The sequence below is a fragment of the Pseudoalteromonas sp. JSTW genome (assembly GCF_013423925.1).
In the GTDB taxonomy this organism is placed as follows: domain Bacteria; phylum Pseudomonadota; class Gammaproteobacteria; order Enterobacterales; family Alteromonadaceae; genus Pseudoalteromonas; species Pseudoalteromonas lipolytica.
The window spans coordinates 2,438,724-2,455,392 of the sequence record NZ_CP058972.1 but is presented as its reverse complement, the minus strand read 5'-3'; the positions used below and the strand labels follow the sequence as shown (position 1 = coordinate 2,455,392).

The 16,669-nt window shown below is 41.2% G+C and carries 10 protein-coding genes; 3 read left to right on the top strand and 7 right to left on the bottom strand.

The annotated features are described in order from the left end of the window. Window positions 1-212 precede the first annotated feature (212 nt). From GZH31_RS11185 to bcsR, 6 genes are read right to left on the bottom strand one after another with little or no spacing between them, the layout of a single operon-like run. Window positions 213-4,031 (bottom strand): cellulose synthase subunit BcsC-related outer membrane protein, encoded by a 3,819-nt coding sequence (locus GZH31_RS11185; protein ID WP_180310994.1) that lies wholly within the window; start codon window positions 4,029-4,031, stop codon window positions 213-215. Next, window positions 4,022-5,137 carry a cellulose synthase complex periplasmic endoglucanase BcsZ gene (gene bcsZ / locus GZH31_RS11180; protein ID WP_180310993.1) on the bottom strand — a complete coding sequence of 372 codons (1,116 nt, stop codon included), beginning with the start codon at window positions 5,135-5,137 and terminating at the stop codon, window positions 4,022-4,024. Before bcsZ ends, GZH31_RS11185 begins: the two co-directional genes overlap by 10 nt. Further along, a complete protein-coding gene (bcsB, locus tag GZH31_RS11175) occupies window positions 5,137-7,386 on the bottom strand; it encodes a cellulose biosynthesis cyclic di-GMP-binding regulatory protein BcsB (protein ID WP_180310992.1) in 2,250 nt (749 codons plus the stop codon). The genes bcsZ and bcsB overlap by 1 nt, the downstream gene beginning before the upstream one ends. After that, window positions 7,383-10,049 (bottom strand): UDP-forming cellulose synthase catalytic subunit, encoded by a 2,667-nt coding sequence (gene bcsA / locus GZH31_RS11170; RefSeq protein ID WP_118844470.1) that lies wholly within the window; start codon window positions 10,047-10,049, stop codon window positions 7,383-7,385. Before bcsA ends, bcsB begins: the two co-directional genes overlap by 4 nt. Next, window positions 10,039-10,761, bottom strand: coding sequence for a cellulose biosynthesis protein BcsQ (gene bcsQ / locus GZH31_RS11165; RefSeq protein ID WP_036966968.1), 723 nt, complete (start codon window positions 10,759-10,761; stop codon window positions 10,039-10,041). The genes bcsA and bcsQ overlap by 11 nt, the downstream gene beginning before the upstream one ends. Window positions 10,762-10,764: 3 nt before the next feature. Beyond that, on the bottom strand, window positions 10,765-10,980 hold the full coding sequence (gene bcsR / locus GZH31_RS11160) for a BcsR/BcsP family cellulose biosynthesis protein (protein WP_036966971.1): 216 nt from the start codon (window positions 10,978-10,980) through the stop codon (window positions 10,765-10,767). A gap of 122 nt (window positions 10,981-11,102) precedes the next feature. Between bcsR and bcsE the strand changes: the two genes are divergently transcribed. The 3 genes from bcsE (at window position 11,103) to tyrR (ending at window position 16,139) form a co-directional block, all read left to right on the top strand. After that, window positions 11,103-12,728 (top strand): cellulose biosynthesis protein BcsE, encoded by a 1,626-nt coding sequence (gene bcsE / locus GZH31_RS11155; protein WP_036966973.1) that lies wholly within the window; start codon window positions 11,103-11,105, stop codon window positions 12,726-12,728. Between the two features lie 169 nt (window positions 12,729-12,897). Continuing rightward, a complete protein-coding gene (gene bcsG / locus GZH31_RS11150) occupies window positions 12,898-14,478 on the top strand; it encodes a cellulose biosynthesis protein BcsG (RefSeq protein WP_036966976.1) in 1,581 nt (526 codons plus the stop codon). A 104-nt stretch (window positions 14,479-14,582) separates the two neighbouring features. Then, window positions 14,583-16,139 carry a transcriptional regulator TyrR gene (gene tyrR, locus GZH31_RS11145; protein WP_036966980.1) on the top strand — a complete coding sequence of 519 codons (1,557 nt, stop codon included), beginning with the start codon at window positions 14,583-14,585 and terminating at the stop codon, window positions 16,137-16,139. Window positions 16,140-16,153: 14 nt separating this feature from the next. Here the strand turns inward: tyrR and GZH31_RS11140 are convergent, their stop codons facing one another. Beyond that, on the bottom strand, window positions 16,154-16,642 hold the full coding sequence (locus GZH31_RS11140; RefSeq protein ID WP_036966984.1) for a hypothetical protein: 489 nt from the start codon (window positions 16,640-16,642) through the stop codon (window positions 16,154-16,156). Between the last annotated feature and the right edge of the window lie 27 nt (window positions 16,643-16,669).

The window sequence follows — 16,669 nt, the reverse complement described above, 5'->3', positions numbered from 1 at the left end:
CTTTAAGTTTTTGTTGAGGCCTTGTTATTTTTGCATTGGTCGTTCTGTGTATTTTATTGTTGAACGGGCGGCCATGTGTGTGATGCAGCTAAGATAATGGTTTGTTGTTCAAGTTATGAACTTGAGGGTAAGAGACACACCCTTATCCTAGCTACATGCGCGCTACAGTATACATAGACCTTCAGTTCAGGGGAAGGGTTATAGGCCAGTGTTTAGTAGCTTTGGTAAGGTACAACGGGCTTTCCAGGGAAGGTCAGTTCACTATAAACCGGCTTAAAGTAGTACCTAAAATAGAACTGTGCATAGTTTGGTTCGTAAAAATCTGCACGATCTAAATTTAAATACCCGCCAAAAAACCAATGGGGTGTAAAACGGTATTCAAAACTGGCTCCTAAGTTATAAGAAAGCCCATTACTTTTATCATCTTCAAAAATAGGTGTCACTCCGGTTACATCTGTTTGCGCGTGTGCTTGAGCCTGCAAAAGAGCATCGTTCGGGAAAAATTCAATTTCGTCAGTCGTTGTTGTTGACCACGATACACCCCCACGAAGACGATAAATAAAATTGTGACCAATTCGGTGATCATAAACCACAGGAAAAGAAGCCCCTAAGTAGTTTTGCGGGCTGTAATAGCCACCATGACCCCACGTTTCTTCACTTAAATTATATTTATAAGACCAGTGTAATAGGTTAATGCCCAAGCTTAACTCTTGATCCCGCTGTCGGATGGCTCGGTAGTAACTGCCCCCCATAAGACTGTAACTTTGATTGTCTTTAACGTTTTTACCTTTGAGCAATTGATAGTTTGTGCTGCCCCAAAATCCCCAGTCGAGTCCTAGATCGTGAGAAAGGCTGAGCTGAAGTTGTGTAGCGCGTACGCCACCCCACACTTGGTTAGTGAATACATCTTCTAGACCAGCATACGATAAAACTGAGCTGGTGACAGGGCGTTTATTCACTGTAACACCATAGCCAAAATCACCAATATCGCCGTTGTAATCAATGCCCCAAACAATGTCCTCAACTAAAAAGCCCAGTGGGGTCGTGCCAATATCAAAGCGCCACTGTTCGTTTTGCCACGCAAGGCCAATATCGATACCTTGTTGCTTCGGCTTAATACTGGTCAATGGGCAATCGAAAATACACAACGCACCTTGTCCGTAGCGGCTACCCGCGAAGGTTTCATCAAAACGTGTTTCTTGACTTGAAATCGTCATCGGATCGAGTTTAACAATACCGGTGCCGCCAAAAAGCGGGAAACCAGCCTCTATGGGAGTGGCACCGGCCCCTAATGATGACTCATTTTGAGTGCTGGTTTGGCTGCTAAGGTTGATGGCCGCAGTAATATACGCCTGCTCATCGCGCTCAATACGTTGCAACTGGCGTTTCGCATTATTGACGTACCAAGGTGCATCGTCGTTCAGCGCGTAAAGCGCATAATTTTGTTCATCACTGAGAGTGGTCTGGTTGTGTGTTTGCGGGGCGATTGCAGTACGATACCAATTCTCTGCACGGGTAGTTTGTTCAAGCGAATCGGCAACGGATGCGGCTTGATAATAAAGCTCGGCATTATTGTTTGACTTGGCGAGCAATTGTTGAGCGAGCTTGAGGGCTGTTGACTGGTTTTCAACATTACCGAGGGCAGCCATTAGCTGTTGTTGGCGGTATGCTTCTTGTGCATTAACAGCATGGACCTGTTCTGTAATGATGTGATCCGCTAAAAGGTGCTCACCTTGCTCTCGACTTAATTTAGCAACTGCCAATGCGGTATCAATCGAAACACTGAATCCGGCCGCAGTGTGTTGTTGGTATCGGTTAATTGCAGCGTCGCCTTCACTTTGTTCAATATACGCAGTGATAAGGGCTTCAACTAATTGGGGATTATTATTGTGTTGCTGATCGAGTGAGCTCAGTTTTGCAATACGACGTTGTCCTTGCTCGAAGGTATTAATGTAGTTAATTTGCAAAGCTAACCACTGCGCTTGCTCGGCCTCAGTTGCCTTAGTGGGTAATTGGTAATGCGCAAGCCATGTGTCGGTGTCTGCTTGATTAGCGCTTTCGATAAGCCAGCCACCATAGAGCATATGCCAGTAAGGGTTGAGACTTGGATCGCGTGTAAGCGCCTTCTTTAACTGTCGAATAGCATAGTTATTTTCATTAATTTGTCGCCACTGAGTTGCCAGCTCTGCCTGCATAAGCGGGGTGAGTGGTTGCGCTTCTAATTCCGTGAGTTTATAAATAATTGTGGCTTTATTCGTTGCCGTATTATTTGTCGCAAGCTTTTCAAGTTTGGCATTAATACTCAGTTGCTCTGTTAATACATTAATTTGCTCAGTGCGTGCGTTATTTGGAATATAATCAAGGGTTGCTAATGCCCCCTCGTAGTCATTTAATGAGCGTAAAAACAAAGCATGACTGTAGCGAAGCTCAGCATCAAGAGGGAATTGCCATAAGGTTTTTTTGTAAAGAGCTTTGGCATGATCAACCAACCCTTGTTGTTGGTATAAGTTTGCTAGATCATAGTACAACCAACTTTGGCGCGGGCTTTGTTTTATGGCGACTAATAAGCGTTGTACAGCTCCATCGAGGTCACCTTTGGCGGTTAATTCATCGGCTTGTTCACGTAATTGCTGAGTTTGTAAAAGTGTATAATCTTGGGCTATAAGCGCTTGCTGCTGAGTGCTTAAACCATTATAAAACTGATGGCTTCTCGTATAATTACCATCTGACGCACTGAGGCGAAGCATTGCGCTTAGGGTCGATTCTGCCAGTGGATCGTTTTTTAATACTTGCTTATACAAATTCATAGCCGTTTGATATTGGCCACTTTGTTCAGCAAGTTGTGCGCGGTAAAACAGCACAGTGTCTGGGTCTTCATCGAGAGTGTCGGCTAAATTTAGCTTAAGTTCAGCACGTTTAAAGTGTGATGCACTGAGTGCCGATTTTGCCTCATCGATGTACTGCCAAAATCGTGCTGTGTTTGCTAAGCCTTTTAATACGGTAATACGATTTACATCTGTGCTGAACTGTTGTGCTTTTTTAAAAAAGTTGTAAGCCTGCTCATTATTGCCTTGCCGAAGATTAAGCAAACCCAAACTATTATAGATTTCTGGGTCTGTTGGACGCCCTGATAACGCAGAATTAAAATACCTCTGTGCTTTTGAAAAATCTTTCTTTTCAAGTGCTTGGTTGCCTCTTACCCACGCTTTGTAGGCAGGATCTGCAAGCTTTCTTTGCTCTGCTTGGTATTTTTTTTCAAAATCACTAAATTGTAACTGCCCCTTACTGCTTTTTGGGTACGCTTCAAAATAACGTGCATAGGCACGCATGGTTTGTTGGTTAAGCGGCATGTCTTCGAGTGCTGAAAGCCAAGCAAATTCGGCTTCTACACCATATTGATTACTGTGTGCGTAGTGACTTAGCAGGTCAATCGCGTGTGCATTTGCTGGATTTTTCTTAATAAGATGACGGGCATAAGCCAACTCAAAACGGCCGCTATTTGGGTAGCGTTTCATTAAAGAACGATACCCCCTTAGGGCGTGTTGATATTGGCTGCTGTCTTGGGCTAGCCAATTAATATGCTCAAGCTCGAACTCGATATTCGGATAAGTCGATTTAAATAACGTATTGTAAATTTTAACAGCCGCAGCATATTGACCCGCACGCGCACGCAGGCGAGCCTGTTGAATCGTGGCTTTATCTTCGTTATTTACTCTGGCCAAAAGTGCAAGGCTGTCAACACAGGGGTGGGGCTGTTGAGCAATGCCTGCTAGCAAGTTGTTGGCTTGCTCTGTTTCTTTCAGCGCATACAGCACGCGTATCTCTGCACACTGCACTTGCGTGTCTTTAGGCGCGATACTCAACAGCTTATCTAAACTATTGGTCATAAGTTCAGTGTCTAGCTCTATCTCACCGAGTTGCACTTGGCTTATTAACCAATCAATAGATTGGGTATCAAGGCTGTTTTGTGTCGAAGAGGCGATTGCACTCGGACTTGCTATAATTGCAGCAAGTAACCATTTTATTGGCATTCAGCACTCCAGTTCGTAATGAGTTCGCCATTTTTATCAATGCTGAAGCGTTTGCTTAATGCGCTCGTGCCAAATAAATACAACACACTGTCATAGTAGCGGCTACTAATAAAACCGGTGTCCATCATCATTTGCTGTTGTAATGCGGTGATTGATTGCGATGCATTCTCTGCCGCTAAAAATGGCAACAACGCAGCCCCAAAGCCAATAGGTCCCGTACCTGATACTTTCCCCGTGACAGTCTGTGTTTCTAGGGGCACTTTGCCTGAAGAAACAATGTGCTCAACCATGGGGGTTAATTGTTTCATTAATGCTGATTTGTAAGGCGCATCTTCAGCCATCAAACTGGCCCATAAATAGACCCGTATTGCATTATAACTTCCAAGAGCAGGTGCGTGTTTATCATGAAAAAAGCCTTGCTCTGCATTGTAATTAACCCAGTCAGGGCTAAACCCTTTAGCGGCTGTGCTAATAAGCATATTGGCAGAGTTGTCATGCAATTGCTGCCAAGGAGAGTGCGGATAAAGTTCAGCAAATTGCTTAAGGATAAACAGTGGGGCATAGCTTGGATTAAGTTTCCAAGTGTTTTCGTCCTTAAAGCCATTAGGTCCAGGCAGTAATGTAATCCCCAGTTTAGGAAGCTGTGCAGTTTCTTCACGAATAATACGTTCTGCAAGCACACTGCTTAGCACAGCATAGCGCCTGTCTTGCCATAGCTTGGCTGCTTGAGAGAGGGTGTATGCTATCCATAAATCAGAGTCAGAGGCTGGGTTTGAATCTAAAATTTTACCTTCACCTTCCTTTATACCCCATTTCCATGCAGGCAGGCGCGTACTTAAATCACCTTCAGAAAGATTAACTTCCGTCCACTCTAATAATGTATCAAAGCTGGCTTGATCGTTGGCAACTAAGGCGAAGAAAAGTGCATATGATTGACCCTCCGATGTCGTTATATCATATTCGCTGCCTAAATCGATAACACGTCCTTTAGGCGAAATAAAATGCGTTTTAAACGTATTCCACTGTGGCCACGCTGCACAGGTTAATTGTGCAAAAGCGGGTGTTGAAAATGCTAAAACGAATAGCAAAGAAGCAAGAGTTTTCATTATGCTTTATCTCCTTCAGATAAACGTTTCTTTGTTAACAACATTAATAGTCGCCATAACATAAATGAAATGAGCAGTAGGGTAAGAATTGATAAAATAGCCAACAACAAAGGTTGGTCTGAAAAATGGAACCAAATTAACGTGTGGATTGGCACGTGGCCAACAAAATACTGGTCATCGGTTTTTATGGTTTTAATGCCTTGGTTATTAATAATTGCAGAGCTACCCATTATTTGTGATGTTTTCGCGTTATCTAATAGTGCATCTGTAAGCAATGAGTAAGCATTGTCGTTAGTGGCAATTAAAGACACTACTGAGCGGTCAGAATCAAAAGGCGATTGGAAACCAGATATAATGGCTAAACGGCCCAAACTCCGTATATTGACTTTAATTTTTTCGGCATCGGTACTGTCATAAGCACCATTATAAATAGCTTGATCGACAATACGTTGATTATTATCAATCAATACACTGAGAGAGCTGTTTTCGGCGACCGAGCTTAAAAATGAATCTGGTTTACCAATAATGACAATATCTTTGTCAGCAAAATCTAGCTGACTACTTGGAAATTGAATACTCAAACGATGAGCAGGATAACCGGTAATCGCCCCTAAATGGCCTGTAAAATTCAGCAGTAAGCTAATCGCATTTGTAGAGCTATTAGCCTCCATCACTAAAGTACTTTGATGTAAATCGGCATATTTCGTAAAGGGGAAACCGCCACTCGCAAATGCTCGTAAATTGGGTAAAGCAATATAGTGATGGAATTTACTCACATCAATTGTAGAGCTGCCATCGATAGCACCAAATTCGCCACCGGCAGGAATCGCACTGCATTCGCCTGTTTTTACAACGGCAAAGTTAAAGTCATAAGTGAGTTGGTTGTTAGTGGTTAAATCAAGCCCTGTTAGCTCAAAATCTTGGCGTGATTGGCTCGGGTTTATGTCTGATAATAGCGGCAGTAACGTTTGCGTGGTAATGGTTTTACCATGGTCGTTCTCAAGAATAAAACCATCTACAAATTTGCCATTTATAAGCATATTTAAGCGCGACAACATGCCATGTTCAACAGGGGTGTTGCGGTAGTTTAGCGTAATGGGAATGCCATTTTCGCGCCATGTAAATAAGTCGGGCGCAAAGCGTAAGTCTAAACGGACAGGTTGTCCACGAAAGCCTTGTGATTGTAATTGGGTCGGGTATTCGATAAATTCATCAAAGCTCACAGCACGGTCTGAACGAACCCACAGCGGCGCATCGTAAGCTTTTCTTAAAGGCAGGCTGGCAATTGCGTCAACGGTGGCGCTTCGACCTGTCATGACTTTATAGCCAAACACTAATCCAACAACCGCCTCTTTTAATTGCTCTGTGTTTTTGCCTAACACTAATAAAACTTTTGCATAGCGATGTGTCGGGCTACTGATGATTTCGATTGTTGGCTTATCGACATCGGGATAATTTAGTAAAAAGTCAGGCTTATTATCATTGGTTGCAAACACCACACTATGCTCAGTGGGCGTACTATTGATATGGACAGGAAACTGCGCTTTACGCCATTTCGCTTGCGCACCAAAAAAACTTGATAGTGCAGCGGCAGCTTCCAGTGTTGGCTCATCGGGTTGCGAAGAAAAAATAAATGGTAATGTCAGTTTGGTGTAATCACGCGAGTCAAAAAACGGCGCCGGGAAATACTCAAGTAAACTTTCAAGTGCAAGTGATTGTCTCTCAATGCTGATATGACTACTTTTGCCAATTTCTGCCCAAATTGTTTTACTGTAATCGTCTTGGCACACTAAATCGTAGTAACCGATGAGTTCAAAACGCACTTGGTTAAAATCTTTAATTAGCTTGGGATTAAGCGCAACACTGTGCTCGGCTACACTGCCGAGTACCGTATTTTTATCGTCAATAGGTAATACAGTGACTAAGTTTTCATTGAAAAATATTTTTAGATGCGAGACTCGGCCTATTAAAGAAGGTGAGTAAGTATATGAAAAGTTAAGCGTTAACTTTTTCCCGAGCCTGTCTAAACGATTGGTAAACTCAACACGTGTATTACTACTCACGCCATCGAGTTTAAACTTACTAAGCCCTAACTGTTCAAAACTGAGCGTTAAACTTTCGACAGGGGCACTTTCAGGGTAACCATCATCAAAAATAGATTTATCAGGGAGTGGCTCTGCGCTCATAGCCCAGCCAGATAAACTGAGAGTGCCAACTGCTAATAACAAGGTTAATAGTGATTTCATCATGATGGTTTAAACGCTTTTGTTGGTTTTTTAGGTAATAACGAGGCCACAAAATATAAGACCTGCGATACAAATACAATGACGGGTCTTAATTCATTTGGAGCGTGGAAAATCAAGTTCTTAAAGCCTCGAAGGCTGGTGTAAAATACATTTGAAAAACTGTATGACGGTTTATCGTGTTTAAAGTTTTCTTGCCAATCAAGCCAGGCATCTGCACGAGAGAAGGTGCATTGAATAAACGCTTTTTGTTTTTCTAAATCTAGATCACGAAGCGTTAAGCCCAATTGTTTGTCGCGTGTGTTGCAAATGTAGGTGGCAAATGAATACTGCTTAAATCCTCGACTCATTAGTAGTTCAACTTTATCGTTTACACGGCACAGGTGGCTATGTTCTGTTTCAAGCCCGACGCCGTTATCAGAGTAATCGGTGATTTTGACCTTTATCGTGTGTCCGTTGGCTAATCTAATTGCAGCAGGGAAGTTAGCTTTAATTCGGTGTGAGCTACGTACTTGTTTTGCTTCAGCTGCAACGGCAACCGCAGCACCCAGAATTATAACGTTGTAGCTTGCCCATAACATACTGATAATTAACACACCTATCTGTGATGTATCACCAAAAAAGAGTCTGAATACGCCATAGGTCATGCCGATAACATTGATAAGTAAAAGGATGATGTAAGGCCTTGAAATAGTCCAGTCGTAATGATCGGTGTCGTTTAATCCCCCTTTTTCAGTCACATTAAACTTTCCTTTATTAGGGTTAATTAACGCAACTGTGGTGGGCTTTAAAATATACCACGCAAGAACAGACTCATAGACCTCCCCCCAAAAAGAGTAACGATACTTACCTTGAATACGAGAGTTAGTAATTTTTACCTGCAATAATGTTGGCACTATATATAAGAAAATAGCCACAAAAGGCGCATAGATAATTTGTGCATTGAAGTAAATTAGCGCAAGCGGGGCCGTTAAAAAGACAATGCGAGGGATACCAGATAAAAAGTGTAACATTGCATTGAGATAACAGAGTCGTTGAGCAATATTCAGGCCTTTACCAAACAAAGGGTTATCTAAGCGGAAAATTTGCGCCATCCCTCGTGCCCAGCGAATTCTTTGACCCACATGTGCCGATAAACTATCAGTAGCCAACCCTGCAGCTTGTGGAATATTGATATAGGTGGTTTTGTAGCCTGCACGCTGCATTCTTAATGCAGTGTGAGCATCTTCGGTGACGGTTTCAACGGCAAAACCGCCTATTTCTTCAAGCGCACTTCGCCTGAGTACAGCACACGAACCACAGAAAAATGTAGCGTCCCACATGTCATTTCCGTCTTGAATTAAGCCATAAAACAGCATGTTTTCATTCGGGATTTTTCGATGGTTTTTTAAATTTCGTTCAAATGGATCCGCAGAGAAAAAGTGATGTGGAGTCTGCACTAGACACACTTTGCTGTCGTTAAGAAATTGCCCCATAGTCATTTGTAAGAAAGAGCGGGCAGGGATGTGATCACAGTCAAAAATAGCGATATATTCGCCCTGTGTCACTTTCATAGCCTGATTCATATTACCCGCTTTAGCGTGATTATTGTCTGAGCGAGTGAGGTAGCCAACCCCAATTTGTCTTGCAAATTCAGCGAATTCAGGACGCTTACCATCATCTAAAATGTAGATGTTTAACTTATCAGCAGGCCAGTCGATGCTTTGGGCAGCAATAGTGGTAGGTTTAACGACACTTAATGGCTCATTGTAAGTCGGAATATAAATGTCGACGGTTGGCCACATTGACGTGTCTTCATTAAGTGGTAAAGGCTTACGTTTTAGTGGGTTAATGGTTTGAAAAAAGCCTAAAATAAGCACCAGCCACGCATAGCTTTCAGCTAATAATAAGCCAATACCTAACCCTAATGCGACGGGGTCATCCCAGTTAAGCGTGTCGGTGTAGCGCCACCATAAATAACGTGTTGATGTTGTGACTGCCAGCGTGATCATGGTGATGGTGGCCATCTGTCCTTCAACGCGCCTTAGCGAGTAGGCAACGATAAGCAGTAAACTAATGAACACCGCTTGTGCTTCGATACTGAAAGGCACCGTGACAAAAACTGCCACAGCAAAAATGAGTATGGTGAAAAACGCGATTTTCAGTATGCGATTGTTCCAAATTTCAGCTTTACTAATACGCTGGTAAGATTCTGCTGATGGGTTTGTTTTAGCAAACAGCCAAAGTCGCTTAAATGCACGTACTAATTTTTTGTCGACAAGGCGCAGTATTCTGAGTGAATGCTTTATTTTTCGCCATGTTTTACGCTGCTCATAGCTTATCTGTGCCTGTGATGTTGTTGTGGTGTTGAACAAGGCTAAATAAATACTTTGCAATAAAATGCGTACACAGTTACTGGGTGTGACAACGGGGCGCGTTACATGCGGATAAAAGTACTTTAACTTTTGTTTTATTTGGTTTTTTCTGTTTTTGTCCAGTTTTATAAACAAGGATAAAAATAACACCAAAAAAGGCAGAATAAATGCCCCAAGTAGGCTTATTTTATGCTGATTAAAGTAGCCATGAAATTTAAAAAACACAAAACGAGTTATCTTCTTTGTAAATAAGAAGCCTAAGCAGGTTTTGATGATACGTTCAGGTAATTTCATTGCTGTTGGCTTATGATTCATTATTGTTTGCACGACTAACGAGCCAACCGGCTAAGGTTTCAAAGTCATCGTTGGCAACACTGTATGGAGCACAATTAATCGCCACATTACGAAATGCGGTTGCTTCCATGATAGCTTCGTCTTTGTTGATGTATAAAGGCGCAAAAAGAGGTAATTCAGATTGCCATAGCTGTAATAAGTCAGACTCTAATTCAGACGCTGAATTAAAACGATTAGTCAAGAAGTAGTGCTGCCACGATGAACCAGACTGCTTTAAAAAATTCAGTTGCTTATACATCAAACTATGGCATATGGCGTCACAATTGATGACTTCAAGAAAAATATCTTCAGAGTCAAGCGGGTATTCAAGTGCATTAATATGTGCAGGGCAATCAAATAAGAACCACGCGTCATCGCTGTCATGAAGTTGCTGGCAATGATTTATTATATCTTTAAAGCTGCTTTTTGTGTTTGAGCCACTTCCGTACGGTAAGAATGTGACGCCGTCATTATCTTGATGGAACTGCTCACTGGCAGATGCAAAATCGGCGTAATCACTCCATCCTAGTAAATGGTCCCATGCAAGCCCTAGGTGTAAGCCTATGTCGCTTTTAGGATCGAGATCTATTACATAGACTGTTTCATGTGATTTTCTTAAAGCACACGCAAGGTTTGCCACTACCGATGTGGTTCCAGTACCTCCTTTTATCCCTTTCACGAAAATCTTTTTCATTCTTTAGTATGTGCTTTTGTTAAATAATTTATCTTGTTGTGTATCTTTAATAGATAAAGCGATATCTTTAATTAAAGGATATTTATCGATCGTTTGACGGTTTTTTTCAACGTCGACTATTTCAATATAACCTTGATTTTTTCCGCCAAATTGGCGTAATAAATTGTCAATGTCATTTTTTGTTAAAACAGTTGATTTTTTAAATGCAAAGTCATTCATCTAATAGACCTATAACGGCAAAAACTGAATTTAATTTGTCTACGATACATGGACATAAGCCGCATTATATATAGAATAGCGCTTAAAACTAGCGCTAAAGTATCTTTTAAAAGGATTTTCTGGTGCCCCATTTACAAATTACAGGATTACAAAACGCTTACTCAGCGCTCAAGCGCTGTGCAAATTATGCACTGTTGGCATCTTTAGACAATCAGTTATTAGAGTTAGTAAGACACCTATTAGCTAGTAATAAAGACCCTGTTTTCCTGCTCTCTGAGCACGTTGAGGTGTTTTTTGAGAGTGAAAATAACACGCTATTATTTAGCCTTTTTGAGCAAGGTTTGCTGCATCCTTTTCATTTACATCACGATGCAAATTTAGCAAAAAACTTACATTTCTCTCGCGGCGTGATTCAGGAATTAAAACAATATAAAGAGCTTCGAAATAGTACACTGATTTTACACTTGGATTCAGAGCTGCTAGTACCTCTTACTGAAGCGCAATTAACTAAAAAGCTCGGGTTTTACCGTGATTTATCTATTGCTAAAAACGTAACAGTTATATTCTTGATTTCGGGCTCGCGTATTAGTGATGTAAGGCGCCAGTTTCTGGCTTTAAATACGCTTTTTGATGGCCAAATTTTTATTACTCAAGAAGCCTCAATTCGTACCTTAGAATATGACTATTGGAGCCATAAAGATGGCGTAATTGCGGGTCATTCTATAAATTGTGAGCTTTTGCAGGGGCAATTGAGCGTTTTTGATGCTCATTTAGAAGAGTCGAATGAGCAAACATCATCGCAACAAGGATTAGATGAAGATGAGGTATGGCTTGTTAAACATGCGTTGCCGCAAGGGACGAAGTTACCGCTGTCTTATAAAATAGTCGAAGATAATAATGCACTGTATAAACTAGGCCTTACAAAAAAAGCTGCTACATTAGTGTTTTCGGTAACGCGCTACACTGATTTGTCTGCATTGGCTGGTGAGTGCTTTTCGCTTCGCAAACAATGTGGTCGAAAGTTAAAGCTAGTCATTCAAAATGTAGATGGCATTATTCGCCATCAAGATGAGTGCCTCTTTTTAACGTTAGGCGTGAACCTTATTTTATACAGTTTCTCTGAGCCTTCGCGGTTACAATCACAAATTCAATCAATCCAAGGATTCCAGTTTTCAAGACCACTTCCTAACTCAATTGATGAGGTATTGAAATACAGTGAAAACGTACTGACTAAAGGGTATCTGCCGATAAATAAATTTGTTGAACAAGTTGCTAAGCATAGTGACTCAGCTGCAAATTTAGGTGTTAGCGGGGTGCTTGTTATGTTACAACTTTTACCCCGTATAGATGCAATACACCCGCTGCATTTGTTTCATGTAAAACGTGAAGGGGATATTTTTAGCTTTGCTGACGATTATATTTACCTGTATTTACATGCGTGTCGTGAGCATGACGTAGAAAGTGCGATTAAGCATTTATTTAAGCTTGAAATTAGCGACTTTTTTATGTCGAAAAATGTGATTGCAGATCATTTCTACATTCAGCAAGAATGCCGTCATCTGCAGCGCAGGTATACCAATGTTGACGTGCCTGATTACACCGAGCAATTAAAAGAAAATGTCAGTTATGTTTTTGATGCTAAAACAGCTGATATTTCTTCATTGAATAAGGAGACTCCTGAATTTAAAAAGGTGATTAGGCCTATCTCTAAACCCGTAAAAGTAACTTTAAAAGGTGAGCAAATATGAGTTTAAATCAGTTCTTTATTACTTTTATTATCGCTTTATTATTGGGGGTTTTGATTAGTAATACAGGTAAAATCTTGTTTAAAAAAATAGTAAGCATTTACCGTACATTGACTTTTAGGCATGTGTTATTAACGCCCTATACTCCCAAAAAACAGAAAAAGGATTCTCAGTGAGGCTTTCAGGATTAGGTGTTTGGAACTTATACTTTTTAGTAAAGTTTTTTCTTTATAGTCGTGGTGATATTTCATTTGATCTCGTCGCAAATTTAGCGTTTTTTGCTTTTTTAGCCGTGTCATTTCAAATCAAATGGTTAACGTATTTAAAACAGAGTATCAGTGTCGTAGTTGGGGCTGCACTTTTGTATCACGATTCGTGGCTCCCCCCCATTTCACGTTTAACTAAACAAGCTGAAAATGTACAAGACTTCAGCTTTGCTTACTTTGCGGAGATTGCGACGCGAGTGATCAGTGTTGATATATTACTGGGGCTGTTTGTTTTAGTCGTGGTGTATTGGTATTCAGTAAAATGGATACGCTACACCAGTATTTCAGTGATCGGGTTTATTTACGTTTATTGGCTGAGTGCGACGACAGTAACAGATACACTCTCAACCCCTGTGGTTGTGAATAATCAATCAACGAAAAAACAGGTACCTGTCGCAGTGTCGAGTTCGTCACCACAAAAAACGTTTGATCAACAACTCGATGATTTTTATCAGCAACAAACTCAACTAAAAAGCCAATTTCCGACTAATTTCAATGGACAACCCTTTGACGTGGTTGTGCTTAATATTTGCTCTTTGGCCACTGCGGACCTGGACGCCATTGGTGTGAGACCGCGTGATTTATTTGATAACTTTGATATTTTGTTTAGTAATTTTAATTCAGCAACCTCATACAGTGGTCCTGCAGCAATAAGGTTACTGCGTGCGAGTTGTGGGCAAACTCCTCAAGACCAACTGTTTAAACCTGTGGCTAAAGAGTGTCAATTATTTAGTAACTTATCGCAGCTAGGTTATAACACGAGCGTGGCATTAAATCATGATGGTCATTTTGATGACTTTATTGGCTTGATCAAACAATACGGTGGCGTGTCAGTGCCTAATTTGGATTTTAGTCAATTTCAAGCTGCGCAATATGGTTTCGATGGAAAGCCTATTTATTCAGATGCCGCTATCTTAAGTAATTGGTTGGAGAGTCATAAAAATACCAAGCAGCCACGTGCGCTTTATTACAACACGATTAGCTTGCATGATGGTAATCAGCTAGCGGGCCGCTCTCGTATGAATAGCCTAAAGAGTTATCCAATTCGCCAGCAGCATTTATTTAGTGATATTGATGACTTTATTAGTCAGCTTGAAAGAGAAGGGCGCAATGTACTGTTAATGGTTGTGCCTGAACATGGTGCAGCATTAGAGGGTGATAAACTACAATTTGCAGGTCTTCGTGAAATCCCAAGCCCGTCAATTGTGTCTGTACCCACTGCCGTGAAGTTTATTGGTCCTGATGTTAAACACAGCGGTTTGAATGATGTACAACAGACGATGAGCTATTTTTCGTTGTCTGAACTTATCAATAACACCATGAAACTGGATGTATTTGCGGGTACGGTGCCTGTTAAGCGTGTGCTTGATAATTTACCAAGTGCTCCGGTAGTCGCTGAAAACCAAGATACCGTTATGATGTACATTAAAGGACAGCCTTATATCCAATTAGATGGCCAAGAGTGGACCAAGTACCCAAGCAATTGAGTTTTTTGCACACGTTTGTCCAAAAATCTTTACAATAGACTACCCAGAAATGGGGAGTTAGCGTATTATTCTCATACTATAGGTTCCCGTTCTTTGAGGATGTAATGCGTTTAGATATTCACTGTGCCGACCGAATTGGTATCGCACAAGAAATTCTCAATATTTTGGTAAGTTACCAGGTCGATTTAAAAGGTATCGAAGTTGATTCGGTTAATTGCCGAATGTATGTGAGTTTTCCACCGATAGAGTTTGAGCAGTTTCAAAAAATTATGCCATCAATTCGTTTAATTGATGGCGTAAAAGATGTGCGAACAACTGCATTCTTACCTTCTGAGCGAGAACATAATGAGCTAAATACACTGCTGAGAGCTTTGCCCGACGGCGTTATTTCTATAGACGCAAAAGGATGGGTGCGTTTATGTAATGATGCAGCATGCCGTGATTTACAGTTATCAGAAAAAGAAGTTATTGGCGCTAATATAAATAATTTATTGAAAGGCTTTAACTTCACCCGCTGGCTTGAGGGTAAAGAAGTATTAGGACAAACCACGCGTGTTGAAGTGGCAGGTGAAGACTTTATTGCCGATATTCTGCCTATTTCAGTTCCCCAAGGCGTTGAAGGGGATGTGCTTGCAGGTGCTGTTATTAATATTAAATCGCAAAGCCGTCTTGGTCAGCAGGTCAGTGCTTTTCGTCGTTATGGGCAAGAAAGCTTTGCCACTATTCATAACTTTAGTACTGCTATGCGTCGTGTTGTCAGAGAAGCACGGAAAATGGCGCAACTCGAAGCACCTATTTTAATAACCGGTGAAACAGGTACGGGTAAAGAGCTTTTAGCGCGTGCTTGCCACTATGCGTCTAATCGTTCTGTAAAACCTTTTATTGCTTTATCGTGCGCCTCGTTACCAGATGATGTTGCTGAATCTGAACTGTTTGGCTATGCAGGTTACGAGGAAAATGCAGCCCCAAAACGAGGCGTGTTAGAGCAGGCTGATGGCGGCACCGTATTCTTAGATGAAGTGGGTGAAATGTCGACTCAGTTGCAGACTAAGTTATTACGCTTTTTGCAGGATGGAACTTTTAGAAAAGTAGGCGATGAAAACGAAGTTAAAGTGAATGTTCGTATTATTGCGGCGACTCAAAAAGATTTGCCAGCCATGGTTCAAGAAGGCACCTTCAGAGAAGATCTTTACTATCGTATCAACGTTTTGACTCTTGAAATAGCGCCACTTCGTGATAGAAAAGCGGATGTGGGTCCACTCGCTGAGCATTTTATTCAAAAATACGCTCAGCAAAACGGTCATTCGGTGCCTGTTTTATCGGAGGAATGTTTACGGTTTTTACAGGATTATCCGTGGCCGGGTAATGTGCGACAATTAGAAAACGCGATTTATCGCGCTGTTTCATTGTTAGATGATAATGAGCTTAGAATTGAGCATTTACAATTACCAACATTTACACATGATTTAGGCTATTTGGAGTCAGACTTTGAGGGCACACTAGACCAAGCCGTAAAACGCTTTGAAGCCACGTTACTTCGTAAGTTGTATCCGGCGTATCCAAGTTCTCGTCAGCTAGCGAAGCGTTTAGGGTTAAGCCATACCGCGGTGGCTAATAAGCTTAGAGATTACGGCATTAATCGTAAAACGGTGAAAGTGTAATTACCCTATGGGCACTATTGTTTAGTGCCCATGTCTTTTGTGACGCCATCAATGGCGATGTTTTTTATACCCTCGTTATCAAATTTAATAACAATACTGATATTGTTGCGCGCAAAAAAGTAGTCTCGGTTATCTAGGCTTATCACATAATCGCCCTTGACTGCTTCAGAAAACTGACGTTTTTCTAATGCCAGAGTGTGCTCGCCAATTTGCCAACGAAACCCTTCGAAGAACCCATTATTAAATTCCTGTACCCATATTTGTTGCTCATCTTTACTTAATGTAATGGCGACAGAGTAAGACTCAGGCAATGACATATCATAGGTTTTATTACCAATGGTGAATTTCTCTGTGTCTTGTTGCCAGCCAAAACCAAACTTAAAGGGTTTCTCAACCCCGGTAGGGTAACTTAAAGTCCCTTCTCCCGGGTAATTAAAATCAGCAAAGGCAGATTGAGTATATAAGCTTGCAGTCAACAAGGCCGCTAAATTAATAAATTTCATTAGATTATTCTTTTTTTATACTAATAT

What these genes read in the sequence shown, in the direction of transcription:
- bcsZ (WP_180310993.1), bottom strand. Translation starts at nt 5,137, where the DNA reads ATGAAAACTCTTGCTTCTTTGCTATTCGTTTTAGCATTTTCAACACCC.
- bcsQ (WP_036966968.1), bottom strand. Translation starts at nt 10,761, where the DNA reads ATGAAAAAGATTTTCGTGAAAGGGATAAAAGGAGGTACTGGAACCACA.
- tyrR (WP_036966980.1), top strand. Translation starts at nt 14,583, where the DNA reads ATGCGTTTAGATATTCACTGTGCCGACCGAATTGGTATCGCACAAGAA.
- GZH31_RS11140 (WP_036966984.1), bottom strand. Translation starts at nt 16,642, where the DNA reads ATGAAATTTATTAATTTAGCGGCCTTGTTGACTGCAAGCTTATATACT.
- GZH31_RS11185 (WP_180310994.1), bottom strand. Translation starts at nt 4,031, where the DNA reads ATGCCAATAAAATGGTTACTTGCTGCAATTATAGCAAGTCCGAGTGCA.
- bcsR (WP_036966971.1), bottom strand. Translation starts at nt 10,980, where the DNA reads ATGAATGACTTTGCATTTAAAAAATCAACTGTTTTAACAAAAAATGAC.
- bcsB (WP_180310992.1), bottom strand. Translation starts at nt 7,386, where the DNA reads ATGATGAAATCACTATTAACCTTGTTATTAGCAGTTGGCACTCTCAGT.
- bcsA (WP_118844470.1), bottom strand. Translation starts at nt 10,049, where the DNA reads ATGAATCATAAGCCAACAGCAATGAAATTACCTGAACGTATCATCAAA.